The following is a 17,886-nucleotide window of genomic DNA, read 5'->3' as shown; positions in this document are numbered from 1 at the left end:
CCCCGCCCCCGCCCGCGCCCGAAACCCGCGGGTCCCCGCCCCCCCGCACCCCCGCCCGTCCCCCCGCCCCCCCCACCAGGACCTGCGGGCGATCGCCTGTGTCAGCTGAGGGGACGGCGACGGCGGCGGGGTTCTGGTTCGGGGGTGGGCTCGGCGGGGCCTTCGGCGGCGCGGAGGTCGTGGTAGGCCTTGCGGGTGTGTTCGGTGTGCTCGCGCATGGTTTGGGCGGCCTTGTCCTCGTCGCCGTCGCTGATGGCCTTGACGAGGCGGCTGTGCTCGCGCCAGGAGGCGGCGCCGCGGACGGGGGCGAGCGGGGTGTAGTACCAGCGGACGCGGCGGTCGACCTGGGCGGCGAAGTCGATCAGGAAGCGGTTGCCGGACATCTGGGTGATGAAGGCGTGCAGCTCGCCGTTGGTGCGGACGGCGCCGTCGGTGTCGCCGGACTCGTGGAACGCCGTACCGACCTTGCAGAGCTCTTTGAGCTTGGCCAGGTCCTCCTTGGTGGCGTGCCGGGCGGCCAGGCGTGCGGACTCGGACTCCAGGGCGGCACGAGCGGCCAGGAGCTGGTCGACCTCGTCCTCGGCCGGGACGTGCACCATCGCGCCGAAACCGGGCCGCAGGTCCACCCAGCCCTCGTTGTTGAGCCGCTGCAGCGCCTCACGCACGGGCTGCCGGGAGACGCCGAGCAGACCGGCCAGCTCGACCTCGACCAGGTGCCGGCCGCGCTCCAGGGTGCCGTCGATGATCATCTCGGTCAGAGCCTCGTAGACGGATTCCCGCAACGGCTGCGGCCGCTTCACGTGCCGTACGCCGGCCGGTTCCGCACCTGTGCTGATCGTCGTCATCGAGGGGTCCTCCCGTTTGCCTGAAGCAACAGCATGGCACTTGGTAGACAGTCTACCAAGTGCCATGACCGTACATAATGATTTCGCAGCCTTGGGTCAAGCGATTCAGGCGGCCGACTCGTCGGCGCGCTGCTTCTCGTCCGTGCTGGTCAGGTCGGCCAGCTCGGAGTCCAGGTCTACGGTGATGTCCAGCTCGTGCTGCAGCTCCGGGGCATCCGGAAACTGCGGGCGAGCCGCCAGAGCGCCGAACCTACGGGTGAAGATCATTGCGATCCCTTCTGCTCCCGAAGGAGCTGTTTGTGAATTCTGGCTTCTGTATACATTCAACCAGGTGTACTGACCGGTTATGCCCGCATCTCACGTGATGCGCCTTACATACGCGTCGAATACGAATGCGCTCCGGTACCCGCCAGTCGCCCACCGTCAACAATCAGGTACTCGTCGCGGATCGGCGTCCCCGCCAGCCACGATTCCAGGATCTCGCGGGTGCCCGCGGCGTACCGGGCCTGCGCGGACAGCGACGAGCCGGAGATGTGCGGGGTCATGCCGTGGTTCGGCATCGTCCGCCACGGGTGGTCGGCCGGGGCCGGCTGCGGGTACCAGACATCGCCGGCGTACCCGGCGAGCTGACCACTTTCGAGAGCGTTGACGACCGCGTCCCGGTCGGCGATCTTCGCTCGCGCGGTGTTGATCAGGTAGCTGCCGCGCTTCATCGTGGCCAGCAGTTTCTCCCCGAAGAGCCCCTCCGTCTCCGGGTGCAGCGGCGCGTTGATCGTGATCACGTCGCAGTGCGGCACCATCTCGGCGGCGCTCGCGTGGAACGTCAGGTTGAGTTCGCGCTCGACCGACTCCGGCAGGCGGTGCCGGTCGGTGTAATGCAGGTTCACGTCGAACGGCGCGAGCCGCCGCAGTACCGCCGTACCGATCCGTCCGGCCGCGACCGTACCGACGTGCATGCCCTCGAGGTCGTACGACCGCTGCACGCAGTCCGCGATGTTCCAGCCGCCATTGACCACGACCTGGTACGACGGGATGTAGTTGCGCACCAGCCCGAGAATCATCATCACCACGTGCTCGGCGACGCTGATGCTGTTGCTGAAGGTGACCTCGGCAACTGTCACACCGTGCTGGACCGCGGCGTCGAGATCGACATGGTCGGAGCCGATCCCGGCCGTGATCGCGAGCTTGAGGTTGGGTGCCTTCGCGATCCGCTCGGCGGTCAGATAGGCCGGCCAGAACGGTTGCGAGATCACCACATCGGTATCCGGCAGCTCCCGGTCGAGAACCGAGCCGTCACCGTCCTTGTCCGAGGTCACGACCAGCGTGTGCCCCTGACGCTCCAGGAAACCGCGCAGGCCGAGCTCACCGGAAACGCTGCCGAGCAATTCGCCCGGTGTGAAGTCGATGGCCTTCGGGGTGGGAGCCGTCTGACCGCCGGGATAGCGGGTGATCGCGGGGATTTCGTCGCGGGCGTACGACTTCGGGTAGCCGGTCGCAGGGTCGTCGTACAGGACACAGAGGATCTTCGCCATGATGTGGAATCTCCTTATTTTTCAGGTGATTCCACAGTTGCCCTGTTAGGTGCCGACGGTCAAAGACTTGCTGGTTATCGCGTCATAGCCAGAACCCATCAAATGCACGTCGAGAAGATCGTCGAGGGCTTTGTGGACACCGGCCTGACGTGCGACATCGAGCAATGCCCTCGCCAGCACTGGTTCGGGACTGCGGGCGGCGATGACGAGCCCGACCCGCGGTCCGTCGGCCGGCCCTTTCAGCGGTACGACGCGCATCCCGTCCGGTACGCCGAACATGTGCAGCCAGGCATGTGAGATCACCGTCGACCAGTGGTTGCCGTGCAGATGGCTGTAGAGGCCCGACACGGTGTCGCTCTCGATGGCCGGTGTGGCGATGGCGCCGTCGTCGGTGAAGTAGCCGTTCATGATCCGGCGGTTGCGCATGTCCGGCGACAACAGGCACAACGGGAGCTCGGCGACCTGCGCCCAGGTTGCCATCGGCACCTCGGCCAACGGCGAGTGCTGCGGGGTCAGCAGGAGATAGCGCTCCTCGTAGAGCGGGGTCTTACGAACCTGGCCGAGCGTGTCGTCGTCGAGGTAGGTCATCGCGACATCGAGGTCGAACTCGGCCAGCTTGTGCGTGATGTCGCGGGACGACAGCGACTCGATCGTCACACGGGCGTGCCCGTGGCGTTCGCAGAACGGCGTGGTGAGGAGTGAGACCACCGGCATCGCGGTCGGGATCGCACCGAGCCGCAGCGTGCCGGTCAGGCCGCCGCGCAAGACCGACAACTCATGCCGCAGCGCGTCCTGCTCGGCGAGGATCCGCTGTGCCCACAGCAGTACCCGCTCACCTTCCGGAGTCAGCCCTTCGAAGCGGCGCCCGCGCCGTACGATCGGTACGTCGAGCTCCTGCTCGAGCTTGCGGATCGCGGCCGAGAGCGACGGCTGCGACACGTAACAAGCATCGGCCGCCCGGGCGAAGTGCTTCTCCCGGGCGAGGGCTACGAGATACTCCAGCTGCCTCAACAGCATCGCGCATACCAGCTGTCTGTATACATAATGCAACTGTACGGACCGAAGCGCCCCTTGGCTATCCGTGACCCAGGTCACAATTGCTGAGTGTCTGTCTCCTTGCCTCCCGATCGACGCTGAGGCAAGGGAAAGACTTCTTCTTCGAGAGGGACAGCAAGATGCAGAAGGTCGCGTCACAGGACGGCACGGAGATCGCGTACGACGTGGTCGGCAGCGGACCGGGTCTGGTCCTGATCGCCGGTGCGTTCACCGACCGGTCGTTCTTCACGCCGTACGCCGAGGCGCTGTCGACCGCCTTCACGGTGGTGAACTACGACCGGCGTGGTCGTGGTGACTCCGGTGACACGGCGCCGTACGCGGTTGAGCGGGAGTGGGAAGACCTCGCCGCTCTGCAGGCGGCTACGGGTGCACGGTTCGCCTGTGCGTTCTCATCCGGGGTGATGGTGTTGCTGCAGTCGGGTGTGCCGTTCGAGCGGCTTGCCGTCGTCGAACCGCCGTTCCGCGTTGACGGTGCACCGCCGGTGCCGGACCGGTACCTCGAGCGCCTGCAGGAGTTCGTTGCCGCTGGGAACCCGGCCGGAGTGGCTGAACTGTTCATGGTCGAGGCGGTCGGCCAGCCGAAGGAGGTCGTCGACCAGATCCGCGAGACGCCCATGTGGCCGGCGCTGGTCGCCATGGCGCCGACCCTCGTGTACGACGCCCTGCAGATGCGCGACAGCGCCGTACCGACTGCTTTGCTCGAGTCGATCGGCACACCAACCCTCGCTCTCTTCAGCAACGCCAGCCCCGCCTGGCTGCAAGAATCCACCCGCCAAACCGCCGCTGCCCTCCCCAACGCCACCGCCGAAGGCCACGATGGCACCTTCCACACCCTCTCCCCAGAAACCCTCACCGAGGTCCTGACCAACCACCTCACCTAGGGAGGCTGCATGAAGCTGCGCCCCGTCACCCCGGATGACCTCGACCTGCTCCGCCGTTTCGTCGCCGAGCCCGGCCTGGTCGGGCTGGACTGGAACGGGCACCGTGACCCGCGCCGGGTCGGGCAGCAGTACGAGGAGGACGGGTTCCTGGGAGCCGACCACGGTCGGCTGATGGTGGACCGGGACGGCGCGACCGCCGGGTTCGTGAGCTGGGGCGCTGGTTCGTACGACGGTGGCCGGAGCCGGTACTGGGAGATCGGGATCGCGCTGCTCCCGGAGTACCGGGGGCAGGGGCTTGGCTGGCGGGCGCAGTCGATCCTGGCCGACTACCTGTTCGAGCACACCACGGCGGAGCGCATCCAGGCTGGTACCCATCCGGAGAACCTGGCCGAGCAGAAGGCGCTGGTGAAGGCGGGGTTCCAGCTCGACGGTGTCCTGAGAGCGTGTGAGTTCCGGGCCGGCCGGTACCGCGACGGTTACCTGTACAGCCGGCTTCGCTCGGACCCCTCGCCGACAGCGGACGTGCCGGGTCCTGGCTGCTGACCCGGCACGCTTGAGCAGCGAAGTGGTCAGCCGAGGACGACCCGGAGAATGCTGCCGTTGGTTTCGCTGATCACCCAGAGGGAGCCGTCGGCGGCGTTGGCCACCGTGCGGAGGCGACCCTGCTGGTTGGTGAAGCTGGCGACCGTGTTGCCGTCGCGGACGCCGCCGCTGACCGGGATGGCCCACAGGCGCTGGCCGCGGAGAGCGGCCATCCACATGGTGTTCCGGGAGAAGGCCAGGCCGGACGGTGACGCCTGGGCGGTCGTCCAGGTGGCCTGGGGGTTGATGAAGCGGCTGTCGTTGCAGCTGCCTTCGCAGGTCGGCCAGCCGTAGTTGCCGCCGGCCCGGATCTGGTTGAGTTCGTCGGTGGTGTTCTGGCCGAGTTCGCTGGCCCAGAGCCGGTTGCCCTCGTCCCAGGCGAGACCCTGGACGTTGCGGTGGCCGAGGCTGTACACGCGGGTACCGCTTGGGTTACCGGGCGCGGGACTGCCGGTCGGGGTGACCCGGAGGATCTTGCCGCCGAGCGAGTTCGGGTTCTGGGAGTTGGCGGTGTTCGCGGCGTCACCGGTGCTGATGTAGAGGAAGCCGTCGGGCCCGAAGGCGAGCCGGCCGCCGTTGTGGATGTTGGCCCGCGGGATCCCGGTGACGACGTTCTGCGGGGTACCGAGGGTGGTGCCGTCGTAGGTCATCCGAACGACCCGGTTGTCGCCGGAGGCGGTGTGGTAGGCGTACAGCAGCCGGTCGGTACCGAAGGTCGGGGCGACCGCGATCCCGAGCAGGCCGCCTTCGCCGCCGTGCCGGACATTGGGGACGCGGCCGATCTGGCGGACCACGCCGGCCGCGGTGACGTGTTTGATCAGGGCGGTGTCCCGCTCGGAGAGTAGTGCCGAGCCGTCCGGCAGGACCGCGAGGCCCCACGGTGACTGGAAGCCGCTCGCCACCGTCCCGGCGATCCGGGGTGTCGGTGGCACGGCGGCGACCGCGGACGGCGCGGCTGTCACCAGGAGCAGGGCGGTTACGGAGGCCAGGGCGGAGAGTCGTTTGCGCATAACTCAGGTCCTCACTGTCGATCCCCCCTGTTCGACAGCAAGCTTGCCGTACTTCCGCCGATCGGGCCACCCACAGTGATGGGAAGATCACTGTGGGCGTTCCGCAGGGTTAGGAGCCGGGCGGGCGGATCAGGTGAGGGTGTGCGACGGCTAGCTGGTTGTAGGCGGTAATGACTGGAGGCGGGATGTCGACGTGGTCGATGAAATCCCGCCCGCTGGGGCCGTAGCCGGTGGGGGTGTCGTGGAGGCGTTGGACCTCGCCGAGGATGAGGGAGCGGAAGCGTTCGAGGCTCCAGATCTCGGGGTGGTTCGGCCCGGCGCTCACGAAGTCGGAGCCGATCCAGGGGATCAGTGGGGCGTGGCTGATCAGGTGGGTGCCGGGGAGGTCGGCGAAGGAGCGTTCGAAGCTCGCGTGGGTTCGCCGCTGCATGGTGGGGTCCTGGATCAGCAGGAGCGTGGCTGGCTCGGTGATCAGGTGCCGGGTGAAGGCCGCGTTCTCCCCGCAGTTCGTCGACTGGTCCTCGACTTGGACGGCTGCGGCCGGTACGTCGTACTGCGTGGTGAGGAGATCCCGGAAGACGTGTGACTCCGGGCGGCCGCCGACGTCGACGGGCAGGCCTCGCCGGGTGACTGCGGTGTCGAGGTGGTGGGTCGAGTGGCCGATCCCGCCGCTGATCAGGATCCGTGCGGAGGTGTCGTGGTGGAGCTGGGCGGCAACCTCGACCGACTCCAGTACGGCGGATCCCATCAGCACGATGGCGTCGACGTGCTCGCCAGGCTCGTCCCGGCGGGCGAGGTAGTTGGCGAGGACTGCTTCAGGCACTTGCGTCAGTTTGGCACCGTTCGGGGCGGTGGGGTGGGGAAGGTATTGGACTAGCTGATCCCGCGGAGCGGGACCACGATGTACGCCGAGTCGCCGTCCGGCGTTTCGTCGGGGGAGCGCAGCCCGACCACGTTGACGGGTTTGGTCGGCTCGGTGAAGGCGAAATGGGCGAACGGGGTGCCGAGCGAGCCGAGCGCATCCAGGAGGTAGCCCGTGTTGAACCCGATCACCAGGGGATCGCCGGTGAGGGTGGCCTCGATCGGCTCGGTGGCCTCGGCCTCTTCACCGCTGCCCGCGCTGAGCGTCGCCGTCCCGTCGGTGAAGGCGAACCGCACCGGTGACGTCCGCTCAGCCACCAGGGAGACCCGCTTCACCGCTTCGATCAGCGTGGCGGTGTCTGCCGTGACCGTCCTGGTGATCGCGCCGGGCGCCGGGATCAGCTTGCGCACCTTGGGGAACTCGGCGTCGATCAACCGGCTGGTCGCTCGCCGGCCGGCCCCCTCGAACCCGATCAACCCGTCCCCTGTACGAGTTGAACCGAGTGCGAGGGTGACCTCGTGACCGGCCAGCGTCCTGGCCAGGCCGGCCAGCACCTTGGCCGGGACGAGTGCGTCCGCCTCGATGTCCGGATCGTTCGGCTCCCAGGCGAAACTGCGGACCGCCAGCCGGTAGCGATCCGTGGCCAGCAACGTGATCACCGGCCCGCGGATCTCCACCCGCACCCCAGTGAGGACCGGCAACGTGTCGTCCCGCCCGGCGGCGGTCACCACCTGAGTGACCGACCGCGCGAACACCTCACCGCTCACCACTCCACCGGCAGCCGGAAGCTCCGGTAGCGGCGGATACTCCTCCAGTGGCAGTGTCTGCAGCGTGAACCTGGCATGGCCGCTGGACACCGTGACCCGAGACCCCTCCGAACTCAGATCCACCGTGTCCCGCGGCATCGCCCGGCAGATGCCGGCCAGCAGCCGCCCCGACACCAGGACCCGGCCGTCGTCCCCCACCTCGGCCGGTAGGCCGACCTGCGCCGAGCTCTCGTAGTCGAACCCGGACACCGTCAGCATCCCGTCGGCCGCCTCGACGGCCATCCCGGCAAGAATCGGCACACTCGGCCGGCTCGGCAGCCCCTTGGCCACCCAACCGACCGCCTCAGCCAGCACCTCACGCCCGACTCGAACCTTCACGGTCACCCCTCCCGATCGCGAGGTTCAACTCAATCAGGCGCCACCGACAGTTCTTGTCAGGCCACGGCCAGCACCACTTTCCCGCGCACGTGACCATCGATCAGATACTGGATCGCGTCCGCGGCTTCGGCCAACGGAAAGACCCGATCGACGGCCGGAGTCACCTTGCCGGTCTCGATCAGTTCGGTCAGCGCCTGCAGGTCGACATGGTTCTCGGAGCTGATGAACGGGCGGAGCCGCTGGCTGACGAACCCGGACAGCACCATCGCCCGCAGCAGTTGGTCCATGCCGCCGAGCCAACGGCCACCGGTTTCGCCACCGACAATGACGAGCGTCCCCTTCGGCGTCAGCGCCTTCCGCAGCCGGCCCAGCGACGCGTGCCCGTTGATGTCGAGGATCACGTCGAACGGCCCGTACTGCGCGAAATCGTCGGTGCGGTAATCGAGCACCTGATGGGCGCCGAGCGAATCGACCAGGTCAGCCTTGTTCGTGCTGCAGACCCCAGTCACCTCGGCGCCGAAGCTCTTGGCCACCTGCACCGCGTAGCTCCCCACCCCGCCCGAGGCGCCGAGGATCAGCACCCGGTCGCCGGCCTTGACCTCGGCCTTGTCGCGAACCGCCTGGAGAGCAGTCAGCGCCGAGACCGGTACGGCGGCGGCCTGCTCGAAGGTCAGATTCGCCGGCTTCGGCGCCAGCTTCTTCTCCAGAGCTCGCGCGTACTCGGCGAATGTGCCGATCCCGATCCCGATCCCGTACACCTCGTCACCCGGCCGGAACCGGGTGACCGCGGAGCCGACCGCGCTGACCACGCCGGCCACGTCCATCCCGATCACCGGGTTCTTCGGCGACCGAACGCCGTACCCCGCGAGCCTGACGGGGTACGGAAGTCCGGCCATGAGATGCCAGACGCCCCGATCCACTCCGGCCGCGCGGACCTCGACCAGGACCTCGTCCGCGGCCGGGGCGGGCACCTCGACCTCGCGGAGCGCGAGCACCCCGGGATCGCCGTACCGGTCCTGTGTGATGGCAAGCATTGATTGTTCCCCCCACCCGGTGACTTACGGCGTAAGCTTACGATGTAAGTTAGAGTCTGTCCATGACACCGCGGGGAGCTCCACTCAACCGGGAACGCGTGCTGCGGGCAGCGATCGCGCTCGCCGACCGGGACGGCCTCGAGGCGCTGAGCATGCGCAAACTCGGCAACGAGCTCGGTATCGAGGCGATGTCGCTCTACAACCATGTGAAGAACAAGAGCGATCTGCTCGATGCGATCGTCGACCTGGTGCTGACCGACATCGAGGTGCCACCGGCCGGGACGCCGTGGAAGGAAGCCATGCGGCGGCGGTCGATCTCCGCGCACGACGTCCTGGTCGCGCATCCGTGGGCGGCGCTGCAGATCATGTCCCGGTTCACGATCGGCCCGGGCATGACGAAGTACCTGGACTCGACGCTCGGGCGGCTGCTCGAGGGCGGCTTCACGGTTGAGGGCGCGCTGGATGCCTGGCACACGCTCGACAGCCACCTGTACGGCTTCACCTTGCAGGAGGTGAATCTCCCGTTCGCCGTCGAGGCTGCGCCGGACGTCTCGGCTCAGGTCGTGACCGGGCTGGATCCCGAGCAGTTCCCACATGTCACCCGGGTCATCACGCACGTGATGCAGTCCGGCCGGGTCGAGGACTTCGAATTCGGCCTCGACCTGGTCCTGGACGGCCTGGAGGCCAAGCTCACCGGAAGGTGATCGCCTGCAGCCGGCTCGCCTGACGCCGGCTCAGCACGATCGCGGATCGCGCCCCCGGAACCACCTGTCCGGGGTCCTCGGTTGCCCGGGCGAGCAGCTGCGGCCAGCGCCGGCAGTGCTTCTCCATGCTGCTGGTCCGTACGACGCGTCCGCGCGCCCACTGGCCGTCCCGCGCCACCTCACCCGGTACGTCGATCAGGATCAGGTGCAGCGGCAGTCCGGCACGCCGCGCGCGCCATCCGAGCAACCGCCGTACCCATGGTCGGGTAGCGCAGTCATGAATCACCATCGGACCGCTGTGCATCGCACTGAGCACCTGGACGTAGTAGGTCAGGTGCAGCAGCGGACGCCAGTAGGCATAGGGAACGGGGCCGAGCACTCGCATCCACCGCGCCCGCAACCGCTCGGAGTCGAAGACCTGCACACCACCGTGGTCCGCGCCGTCGGGGTAGAGCCGACGCAGCAGTGTGGTCTTGCCGGCTCCCGGAATCCCGGCCAGAACGACCACAGCATCCTCTGAGTACCGGATCTCTTCCTCGGCGCCGACGACCGCCAAGTTCATCGTCGCTACCACGTCAGTGCCCTTCCCTAGCCCGCCAATACTCGGTTAGACGAACGGGTTCCGCGCCTGGCCCCGTGACTGCACTAAGAACTCCCTTGGAGTTCCCTGAGAGGAGAGTTATGGACTGGTCCAGCTGGCACGACGACTACGACCGCCCCGGTACGCCGCTCGCCCGGCGACTGGCCGACGTACAAGGGCATGTTCGTGCTGCCCTGTCCGAGGCACCGCCTGGCCCGCTCAAGGTGGTCAGCCTCTGTGCGGGCCAGGGGCGAGACCTCATCGAGGTCCTCGCCGACCATCCCCGCCGTACTGACGTCCACGCCCTGCTCGTCGAGCTGGATCCCCGCAACACCGCCGTCGCCGCTGCGGCGGTCGAGAGTCTCGGTCTGTCGGGGATCGAGGTTGTCACTGGAGACGCGTCGCTCACCGACCAGTACGCCGGGCTCGTGCCGGCAGATCTTGTCCTGGCCTGCGGCATTTTCGGCAACATCTCCGACCGGGACGTCGAGCGCACGATCTCGTTCAGCCCGCAGTTCTGCAAACCCGGTGCTGTGCTGATCTGGACTCGCCACCGGGAAGCGCCTGATCTGGCGCCGGCGATCTGTGGCTGGTTCGAGGCCGCGGGGTTCGAGCGTCTGTACCTGTCTCCGATCGATGCCGGGTACGGCGTCGGCGTGCACCGCTACGTCGGCGCCGAGCAGCCTCTCGTGCCGGGTGTGCGCCTCTTCACCTTCGGTTCCGACCGCCCGTAGCGGCCGACGAACTTGTTCGTAACGAACATGTTCGTTACGGTGGTGGGTATGACTACTCATCACCGCATTGCGATCATCGGCGCCGGGCTCGGCGGGCTGACGGCTGCGCGGGTTCTCCAGGTCAACGGAATCGAGGCGGCGCTGTTCGAGCTGGAGCCGTCGGCCGCAGCGCGGGTGCAGGGCGGCATGCTCGACATCCACGAGGAGAGTGGGCAGCGGGCTCTCCACGCGGCAGGCCTGTACGACGACTTCCGCCAGATCATCCATGAGGGTGGCGAGGCCATGCGCGTGGTCGGTCGCGACGGCACCGTGCACGTCGCGACCGAGGATGACGGGAACGGTGGCCGGCCGGAGGTGGACCGCGGGGACCTGCGCAAGCTGTTGCTGGACTCGCTTCCCGACGGTGCGATCCACTGGGGCAAGAAGGTTGTCGGCGCGCGGCCGCTGGACGGCGGACGTCACCAGGTGTCCTTCGCTGACGGGTCCACCATCACCACCGACCTCCTGATCGGTGCCGACGGTGCGTGGTCGCGCGTTCGGTCGTTGGTCTCGGACGCTGTGCCGACGTACACCGGCATCTCCTTCGCCGAGTTCGACCTGCTGGACGCCGACGCCCGCCACCCGCGCAGCGCCGCACTCATCGGCGGCGGCTCTTTCATCTGTCTGGGCGATGAGCGCGGCATTCTGGCTCACCGGGAGACGGACGGCAGCCTGCACATCTACATCGGGCTGAAGGTGGAGGAGGGCTGGCTCGACACCGTTGACCCCGCTACTGCCAAGGCGACGGTCCTGAGCTACTTCGACGGTTGGGGCAAAGACCTGCGCGAGCTGATCGCAGTGGCCGACGGTTCGCTGGTGTTACGCCGCATTCACGCCCTGCCGGTTGGGCATAGCTGGGAGCGCACTCCTGGCGTGACGTTGCTGGGCGACGCTGCACACCTCATGTCGCCGTTCGCCGGTGAGGGCGCCAATCTGGCGATGTACGACGGCGCGGAGCTCGGTCAGGCGATCGCGGCACACCGCGATGACACCGAGGCCGCACTGACGTCGTACGAGAGCTCTCTCTTCCCGCGCGGTGCAGCCAGCGCTGCCGAGTCTGCGCAGAGCCTGCAGGACATGTTTGCGGCCGACGGTCTGGAGCGTCTGACCGAGTTCTTCACTGCAGCAATACGCTGATCCCATGCCAGCCCTGAGCCGCCGGGAGCGTCCGGCCAAACCCGCACTGACCCGTGAAGGCATCATCGACACGGCTGTGCGGGTGATGGAGAGCGACGGCCTGCAGCGCGTCACGATGCGCCGCCTCGCGCAGGAGCTCGACACCGGACCTGCCTCGCTCTACGTGTACGTCGCCAACACCCATGAGCTGCACGCGGCGATCCTCGATCGGCTGCTGGCACAGGTCGACCTGACACCGGCGAAGAAGCCGGACGACTGGCGCGAAGCGCTGCAGCAGGTCCTCGGCAGCTACACCGACCTGCTACTTGCGCACCCAAGCCTGGCCCACTCCGCGCTCAACACCCGCCCCAACGGACCGAACTACCTCGCGCTGGTCGACACCATGCTCGGTCTGCTCGCCGCAGGTCGAGTCCCAGCCGCCCAAGCAGCCTGGGGCTTGGACTACCTGCTCCAGACAGCAACCGCCACGGCCGCCGAACACGCAGGTGACAACCCCGAGTCCGAAGCCGAGTGGCAGCAGCTCAGCGACACACTCGCCGGCGTCTCGGCAGCGGAGTTCCCGCACATCCACCACCAAGCCGCCGACCTGGTCTCCGGCACACCGTCCGAGCGCCGCCGCTGGGGCGTCGACATGCTCATCAACGGCATCATCGCCACCGGGCGCTGACATGCAGGCAGACGTCGTCGTGGTCGGACTCGGGGCGTTCGGGTCGGCGACCCTGTGGCGGTTGGCTGCACGTGGGGTGAAGGTGGTGGGGATCGAGCGGCAGGGGATCGGTCACCCACTCGGGTCCTCGCACGGGACGACTCGGTTGTTTCGGGTCGCCTGTATGGAGCACCCCGGGCTGACTGCGATCGCGCAGAAGTCTCTGGAGCTATGGACCGAGCTGGAGGAGCGGACCGGAGAGACGTACGTCCGGCAGACCGGCTCACTGAACGTCGGTGCTCCCGGCAGCAGACCGGTCAGTGGAGCCCTCAGAGCCGCAACCGAGGCCGGCGCATCAACCGTCGACCTGTCTCACCACGAGCTGCAGGCGCGATACCCGCAGTACGGCGGTCTCGTGGCCGGCGACGTCGCCGTGTGGGACCCAGGTGCGGGGATCTGCTTCGCCGAACCGACCGTCCGCGCCCACGTCGCCGAGGCGCGCCGGCTCGGTGCCGAGGTCTATCCGCACACGATGGTGACCGAGATCGAGCCGCGTGCCGGTGAAGTGATCGTGCGGACGCCAACTGCCGAGTTCCACGCCGACCAGGTGGTCGTCTGCGCGGGCGCCTGGCTGGGATCGCTGTATCCCGAGCTGCCGCTGACACCTCGTCGTACGCCGATGTTCTGGTTCGCCCCGCGGGATCCGGACTCGGAGGCGTTCCGGCTGGCGAACTTCCCGTCGTTCATCTGGGAGTTCGCCGACGGCCGGGGCCTGTGGGGGCACGGGTCCGACGACGGCTTCGGTGTGAAGGTCGGCCTGGACGGCGGCAGCTCACACGTGACCGGCTTCGCCGCCGACGACCTGGACCGCTCGATCCGCCCGATCGAAGACATCGCCGAGCTCGCCGCCGCCGTCGGCCACGCCTTCCCCGGCCTCGACCCGGCACCCGTCCAGGTCATCCCGTGCATGGTCACCGACTCACCCGACGGACAGTTCCTGGCCGGCCGGTACGCCGATCGCGTGGTGGTCGCTGGCGGCGACAGCGGCCACGGTTTCAAGCACTGCGCCGGACTCGGCGAACTCCTCGCCCAGCAGACGCTGGAGGAAACGCCGTACACCGCCGCATCCTTCATCGACCCCCGCCGAACCTTCGGTGTCATAGGTTCGCCGCATGACCGTCGACTTGCTGAACCCGAGTGACCTGCCGACCCCCACGATGTACAGCCACGTGGCGATCGCGACCGGTACCAAGCTGGTCTTCATCGCCGGACAGGAGCCGGAGGATCTCCAGGGCGAGCTGGTCGGCCCCGGAGATCTCGCCGTCCAGGCCCGCTTGACGTTCGCGAACCTGGGCCGCGCCCTGGCCGCAGCCGGCGCCCGCCCCGATCAGGTCACCCGGCTCGGGATCTACCTGGTCGGCTACCGCCGCGAACACCAGGCAATCGTCCAGGAAGCCCGCTATGAACTCTTCGGCGACCACAAGCCGACCGACGTCATGCTCGGCGTCGCAGCCCTCGCCCGCCCCGAGCAACTGATCGAGGTAGAGGCCACCGCCGTCATCTGACTGCTCATGCTCCTGGTAACCCTCGAGCGGTCCCTCCCCGCCCCACCAGCCGGGGACTGGAAGACCTTCTTCCTCCAGGCTCTCAGCCGACTGGCCGCAGCGAGGTGAGGCGCACCATCTCCTCTTCCGAGAGCCTCAGCGCGGCTGCCGCCACGTTCTGTGCGAGGTGGTCCAGATCGCCTGTCCCGGGGATCGCAAGCACGTGCGGCCCCTGCTGCAAGGTCCAGGCCAGCCGGACCTGCGCGATGGACACACCGTGCGCGCGGGCGACGGCGTACACCGCCTCGTTGTCACCGGCAGCCGGACCCGCCTCCCGCCCGGGGCCGGCGATCGCGAAGAACGGGACGAAGGCGAGGCCGAGTTCACCGCAGCGCCGGAGGATTGCCCGGTCCTCGCTCGACGCGCCGATCCCGTAAGGGTTCTGCACGCACACAACCGGGGCGATGGCCCGGGCCTCGGCCAGTTGGTCAGACGTGACGTTGGAGATGCCGAGGTGGCGGATCAGCCCAGCTTCGCGCAACTCGGCCAACACGCCGAAGTGCTCCGCGATCGAGCTGCTCCGATAGCTCGGTGGCACGCGGAGGTTGACCACGTCCAGGTGATCGCGGCCGAGTTGACGAAGGTTCTCCTCGACCTGGCCGCGCAGTTGCGCCGGCGCGGCCCACCACCACCCGCCCGAGGGATCGCGGCCCGGCCAGACCTTGGTGGTGATGACCAGATCCTCCGGGTACGGCGCCAGCGCCCGGTTGATCAGCTCGTTGGCGGAGCGCGTCGCCGAGAAGTAGAACGCGGCGGTGTCGATGTGATTCACACCGAGGTCGACCGCCCGCCGGAGCACGCCGATCGACCGCTCGCGGTCACGCGGCACGCCGCCGCCGAACGGCTCGGTACCCGTCAGACGCATCGCGCCGAACCCGACGCGATTGACGGTCAGGTCACCGAGTTGCCAAGTTCCCGCGGCTGCCGCGGTGTTCGTCCGTAGGCTCATGACTGGAATCTCCTCTTGCGGTTGGGACCGGAAAACCCGGGACCCCGGGCATGAAAAAAAGCCTCCCCGGCGGATCGGAATCCGCGCCGAGAAGGCTCGTACGAAGCCAACATTCTAGCAGGTCAGGGCCCCCGGAGATGATGAAGAGGGCCAGGGCGCCCGTCTCGGAAGACGAACGCCCGGGTCAGAGAGTTCAGGTCTATGCAGACTGCCGGGTGGGCCAAACTCGCGCTCAGCGAAGTTGGGCAGAGGGCCCAGCAGCGAACCCCGGTCTCATGTCGAACTCTGAATCGCATGACGGGTGCGGTGATCTGCTGGCCGCGCCCCTGCCCACACTCCAAGCCTGGCAGATTTCGAGCGACGACAGCTGAAGTTATCCCAGAGGCGAGCCTCGCTGAGGTCGCGCGGATCTAGGGCTGGATCTTGTCCTGCTGGCCAGCGCGTGCCGTGGCCATCGAGTGCCAGAAGTCGGACGCATGAGAGACAGCTGACCAGCTGCTGACCAGCGGAAAGAGGTCCAAGAGGCACCAGTATGGTGCCTCCCGACTTTACGACTTGCATCGATCTGAGTATCGTTTCGCTCACTGCGCGTGCATGCGCCCGTGCAGATGCACGTGCATATGCACGTGTGTGCGGGAGGTGAGTAGTGGGTGGTGGAGGAAGGCATGGCAAGAAGTCGCCAGCGACGTCAGGTCCGGGTAGCAGCCGGTGCGTTCGGCTGGTGCCCCGATGACGCGATCCATCGCAGCGTCGATGCTCCAGCTCAGGTGGAACGTGCTGCTCGGGGTGGTATCGACAACGTCATTGCGGACTATCCGATCGAGTGCGGGACGCCAGATGGCAGTGTCCGGTGACGTACGAACGGACACGGGACGACGAGCGCAACGCCGAGACTTACCGTCTCGAGTTTTGCAGGCTGCTTCGCGCCGAACGCAAGACGGCTGGGCTATCACTCCGTCAGCTTGGTGAACTGACCGGACATTCTCATCCGTACATCTTCCGGGTCATGTCAGGGAGAAACGTTCCGCACTTGCCTGTCGTTCTCAAGATTTTGGATGCGTGCGGTGTTGACGAGCGAAGGTTAGGTGTGTGGCGCGACCTCTGGCACATCGTCAAAGCGGGCGCATCGGATATCAATCACGATGGAGTGGCTCTCAAGCCCGGTAGGGCGCCATGGCGCGCGGTTGCGTACGCCTGGCACGGGCAGGTTGACAGGCTTCGCGATGCCGATCCGTTGCTGGGGAAGATCCGGGCCACCCGCAGCGTGGATCAGCTCGGGCTGCTGCTCACTACAGTCACGCAGCGAGGGGGCAAGCGGTCTCTGCGACAGTTGGAAGATCTCAGCGGCATACCGAGAGCGACCCTGCACGGTTGGTGTACAGGCAGAAGGGCACCCAGTGCAGTCAGACTGGACCAGCTCTTGGTTGCACTTGGAGCAACGCGAACAGAGCGATTTGCATTCTCGGAATGCCTTCGCCGCATCAACTCGGAGAGTTCCTCCCGACGCTATAACGGGCCGTCGTTGGAGCCGCTGAAGGCTCGGAGAGTGACTGGAGGGAACCGGCCCAAGATTCAATCTGGGCAGTGATCCTCAGGTGCAGAAGAGTTGGCAGGGGTGGGAGTCGGAGCCAATCAACCTGCGGCCTCGTGCAGGTTCACGTAGGCGTCATGGGTGGTGGAATCCTCAACTTCAGACCTCCTGAATGTCAGCACGACACTGATGCTTCCATCTCAACGGATCGTCAGTTTGCCGGTCCGCGCAGCACCCTACTCCCGAGTCGAGTCTGTGAAGCGGCTACATGGAGACGGCTCTCCGCTCGCAACGGAGAGCCGTCCAGTTTGATCCCGTCCATCAGCGCTAACCGTTGAAAGGGAGTCACGATGACTCTAACCCCTGCCCGCCGTGGCGGGCAGTCGCAGTCCAAGTCCGCAGCCGAGCCCGCCGCCGACTCGGAGCGATTGATGTCGATGCGCACGCTTGTGATTGTGACCCTGTCCATCGCGGCGGCTGTGATAGCTGGTGCTGGGGCCGGTATACCGGCCGGCCTCGCAGTGGCTGCGGACGCCCAAGGCGACGCACTTCCAATCGTTGTCGGCATTCTTAGTGGGCTCGCGGCGGCTTTTCTGGCTGCGGTGGCCGTCGCTGGCGGCCTTCATGCCTTGGTTTCGAAGCGATGATGCGTTCGAGAGCGGCCGGCCTCGCCAGAACGGTCGAAGAGCACATGGTGAGTGCCTGTCGTGTGGATCAGTGACCGAGATCGAGACCGACTAAGAGAATTCGTATCGCCTGAGCGACGTCGAGGCCTACGAGGAACGCGCAGTGGTGCGCCTGAAGAAAGCCGCCTGAGGCGGACGAGAACCAGACCAAACAGAGAGGGTGGGATGCCAAACGAAGCATTCGGACCGGCGAGCACGGCGAGATCCCCGGTGAGATCTCAAAGTTCGGCAGGACCAGGGCGATGGCTGTCGAGCGGGTTGAGGAAGCGCTCAAGGAAGAGTCGAGCCTGAACGTCGGCAGGGGGCTGTTGAGAAGGCCATCACCGGTA

Annotated in this window: 20 protein-coding genes; 10 read left to right on the top strand and 10 right to left on the bottom strand. The window is 67.2% G+C overall.

Features of this window, described 5'->3' with window-relative positions; translation table 11 throughout:
- Positions 1-101 precede the first annotated feature (101 nt).
- From ACFCV3_RS01830 to ACFCV3_RS01815, 4 genes are all read right to left on the bottom strand, one after another.
- A complete protein-coding gene (locus ACFCV3_RS01830) occupies positions 102-845 on the bottom strand; it encodes a GntR family transcriptional regulator (RefSeq protein ID WP_376025189.1) in 744 nt (247 codons plus the stop codon).
- 105 nt (positions 846-950) lie between these two features.
- Complete coding sequence (locus tag ACFCV3_RS01825) at positions 951-1,112, bottom strand: hypothetical protein (protein ID WP_376025187.1); 162 nt, start codon at positions 1,110-1,112, stop codon at positions 951-953.
- A 104-nt stretch (positions 1,113-1,216) separates the two neighbouring features.
- The gene (locus ACFCV3_RS01820; protein WP_376025186.1) at positions 1,217-2,377 is read right to left on the bottom strand and encodes an NAD-dependent formate dehydrogenase; all 1,161 of its coding nucleotides are present in this window, start codon (positions 2,375-2,377) and stop codon (positions 1,217-1,219) included.
- 45 nt (positions 2,378-2,422) lie between these two features.
- A complete protein-coding gene (locus ACFCV3_RS01815) occupies positions 2,423-3,394 on the bottom strand; it encodes a LysR substrate-binding domain-containing protein (RefSeq protein WP_376025184.1) in 972 nt (323 codons plus the stop codon).
- A gap of 158 nt (positions 3,395-3,552) precedes the next feature.
- Here ACFCV3_RS01815 and ACFCV3_RS01810 point away from each other — a divergent pair, with 158 nt between their 5' ends.
- Together ACFCV3_RS01810 and ACFCV3_RS01805 are read left to right on the top strand one after the other, a co-directional pair.
- On the top strand, positions 3,553-4,314 hold the full coding sequence (locus ACFCV3_RS01810) for an alpha/beta fold hydrolase (protein ID WP_376025182.1): 762 nt from the start codon (positions 3,553-3,555) through the stop codon (positions 4,312-4,314).
- 9 nt (positions 4,315-4,323) lie between these two features.
- Positions 4,324-4,857 (top strand): GNAT family N-acetyltransferase, encoded by a 534-nt coding sequence (locus ACFCV3_RS01805; RefSeq protein ID WP_376025180.1) that lies wholly within the window; start codon positions 4,324-4,326, stop codon positions 4,855-4,857.
- A 26-nt stretch (positions 4,858-4,883) separates the two neighbouring features.
- Here ACFCV3_RS01805 and ACFCV3_RS01800 read toward each other — a convergent pair whose 3' ends face one another.
- The 4 genes from ACFCV3_RS01800 to ACFCV3_RS01785 form a co-directional block, all read right to left on the bottom strand.
- Positions 4,884-5,906: a PQQ-dependent sugar dehydrogenase gene (locus tag ACFCV3_RS01800; RefSeq protein WP_376025178.1), complete on the bottom strand. Its 1,023-nt coding sequence runs from the start codon at positions 5,904-5,906 to the stop codon at positions 4,884-4,886.
- Between the two features lie 109 nt (positions 5,907-6,015).
- Complete coding sequence (locus ACFCV3_RS01795; protein WP_376025176.1) at positions 6,016-6,729, bottom strand: YdcF family protein; 714 nt, start codon at positions 6,727-6,729, stop codon at positions 6,016-6,018.
- Positions 6,730-6,779: 50 nt separating this feature from the next.
- Entirely contained in the window at positions 6,780-7,913 is a 1,134-nt protein-coding gene (gene dnaN, locus ACFCV3_RS01790) for a DNA polymerase III subunit beta (protein WP_376025175.1), read from the bottom strand.
- 56 nt (positions 7,914-7,969) lie between these two features.
- The gene (locus tag ACFCV3_RS01785) at positions 7,970-8,947 is read right to left on the bottom strand and encodes an NAD(P)-dependent alcohol dehydrogenase (protein WP_376025173.1); all 978 of its coding nucleotides are present in this window, start codon (positions 8,945-8,947) and stop codon (positions 7,970-7,972) included.
- 62 nt (positions 8,948-9,009) lie between these two features.
- On the opposite strand from ACFCV3_RS01785, the gene ACFCV3_RS01780 reads away from it, so the two are divergent.
- Positions 9,010-9,651, top strand: coding sequence for a TetR/AcrR family transcriptional regulator C-terminal domain-containing protein (locus ACFCV3_RS01780; protein WP_376025171.1), 642 nt, complete (start codon positions 9,010-9,012; stop codon positions 9,649-9,651).
- Here ACFCV3_RS01780 and ACFCV3_RS01775 read toward each other — a convergent pair.
- Positions 9,638-10,213 carry an AAA family ATPase gene (locus ACFCV3_RS01775; protein WP_376025169.1) on the bottom strand — a complete coding sequence of 192 codons (576 nt, stop codon included), beginning with the start codon at positions 10,211-10,213 and terminating at the stop codon, positions 9,638-9,640. The genes ACFCV3_RS01780 and ACFCV3_RS01775 overlap by 14 nt on opposite strands.
- Before the next feature lie 119 nt (positions 10,214-10,332).
- Between ACFCV3_RS01775 and ACFCV3_RS01770 the strand changes: the two genes are divergently transcribed.
- From ACFCV3_RS01770 to ACFCV3_RS01750, 5 genes are read left to right on the top strand one after another with little or no spacing between them, the layout of a single operon-like run.
- Positions 10,333-10,965, top strand: a complete 633-nt coding sequence (locus ACFCV3_RS01770) for a class I SAM-dependent methyltransferase family protein (protein WP_376025168.1) — start codon at positions 10,333-10,335, stop codon at positions 10,963-10,965.
- Between the two features lie 48 nt (positions 10,966-11,013).
- Positions 11,014-12,141 (top strand): FAD-dependent oxidoreductase, encoded by a 1,128-nt coding sequence (locus ACFCV3_RS01765; RefSeq protein WP_376025166.1) that lies wholly within the window; start codon positions 11,014-11,016, stop codon positions 12,139-12,141.
- Between the two features lie 4 nt (positions 12,142-12,145).
- Positions 12,146-12,808, top strand: a complete 663-nt coding sequence (locus tag ACFCV3_RS01760) for a TetR/AcrR family transcriptional regulator (RefSeq protein WP_376025164.1) — start codon at positions 12,146-12,148, stop codon at positions 12,806-12,808.
- A gap of 1 nt (position 12,809) precedes the next feature.
- Positions 12,810-13,988, top strand: coding sequence for an N-methyl-L-tryptophan oxidase (gene solA, locus ACFCV3_RS01755; RefSeq protein ID WP_376025163.1), 1,179 nt, complete (start codon positions 12,810-12,812; stop codon positions 13,986-13,988).
- Positions 13,960-14,352, top strand: coding sequence for a RidA family protein (locus ACFCV3_RS01750; RefSeq protein WP_376025161.1), 393 nt, complete (start codon positions 13,960-13,962; stop codon positions 14,350-14,352). Before solA ends, ACFCV3_RS01750 begins: the two co-directional genes overlap by 29 nt.
- An 82-nt stretch (positions 14,353-14,434) precedes the next feature.
- On the opposite strand, the gene ACFCV3_RS01745 is transcribed toward ACFCV3_RS01750, so the two are convergent.
- Positions 14,435-15,340, bottom strand: a complete 906-nt coding sequence (locus ACFCV3_RS01745) for an aldo/keto reductase (RefSeq protein ID WP_376025159.1) — start codon at positions 15,338-15,340, stop codon at positions 14,435-14,437.
- A gap of 665 nt (positions 15,341-16,005) precedes the next feature.
- On the opposite strand from ACFCV3_RS01745, the gene ACFCV3_RS01740 reads away from it, so the two are divergent.
- A complete protein-coding gene (locus ACFCV3_RS01740; protein ID WP_376025157.1) occupies positions 16,006-16,194 on the top strand; it encodes a hypothetical protein in 189 nt (62 codons plus the stop codon).
- Complete coding sequence (locus ACFCV3_RS01735) at positions 16,164-16,928, top strand: helix-turn-helix transcriptional regulator (protein WP_376025155.1); 765 nt, start codon at positions 16,164-16,166, stop codon at positions 16,926-16,928. The genes ACFCV3_RS01740 and ACFCV3_RS01735 overlap by 31 nt, the downstream gene beginning before the upstream one ends.
- Positions 16,929-17,886: the final 958 nt, after the last annotated feature.

This window comes from Kribbella sp. NPDC056345, from assembly GCF_042262745.1.
Lineage (GTDB): Bacteria > Actinomycetota > Actinomycetes > Propionibacteriales > Kribbellaceae > Kribbella.
This window is presented reverse-complemented; position numbering and strand designations above follow the sequence as displayed.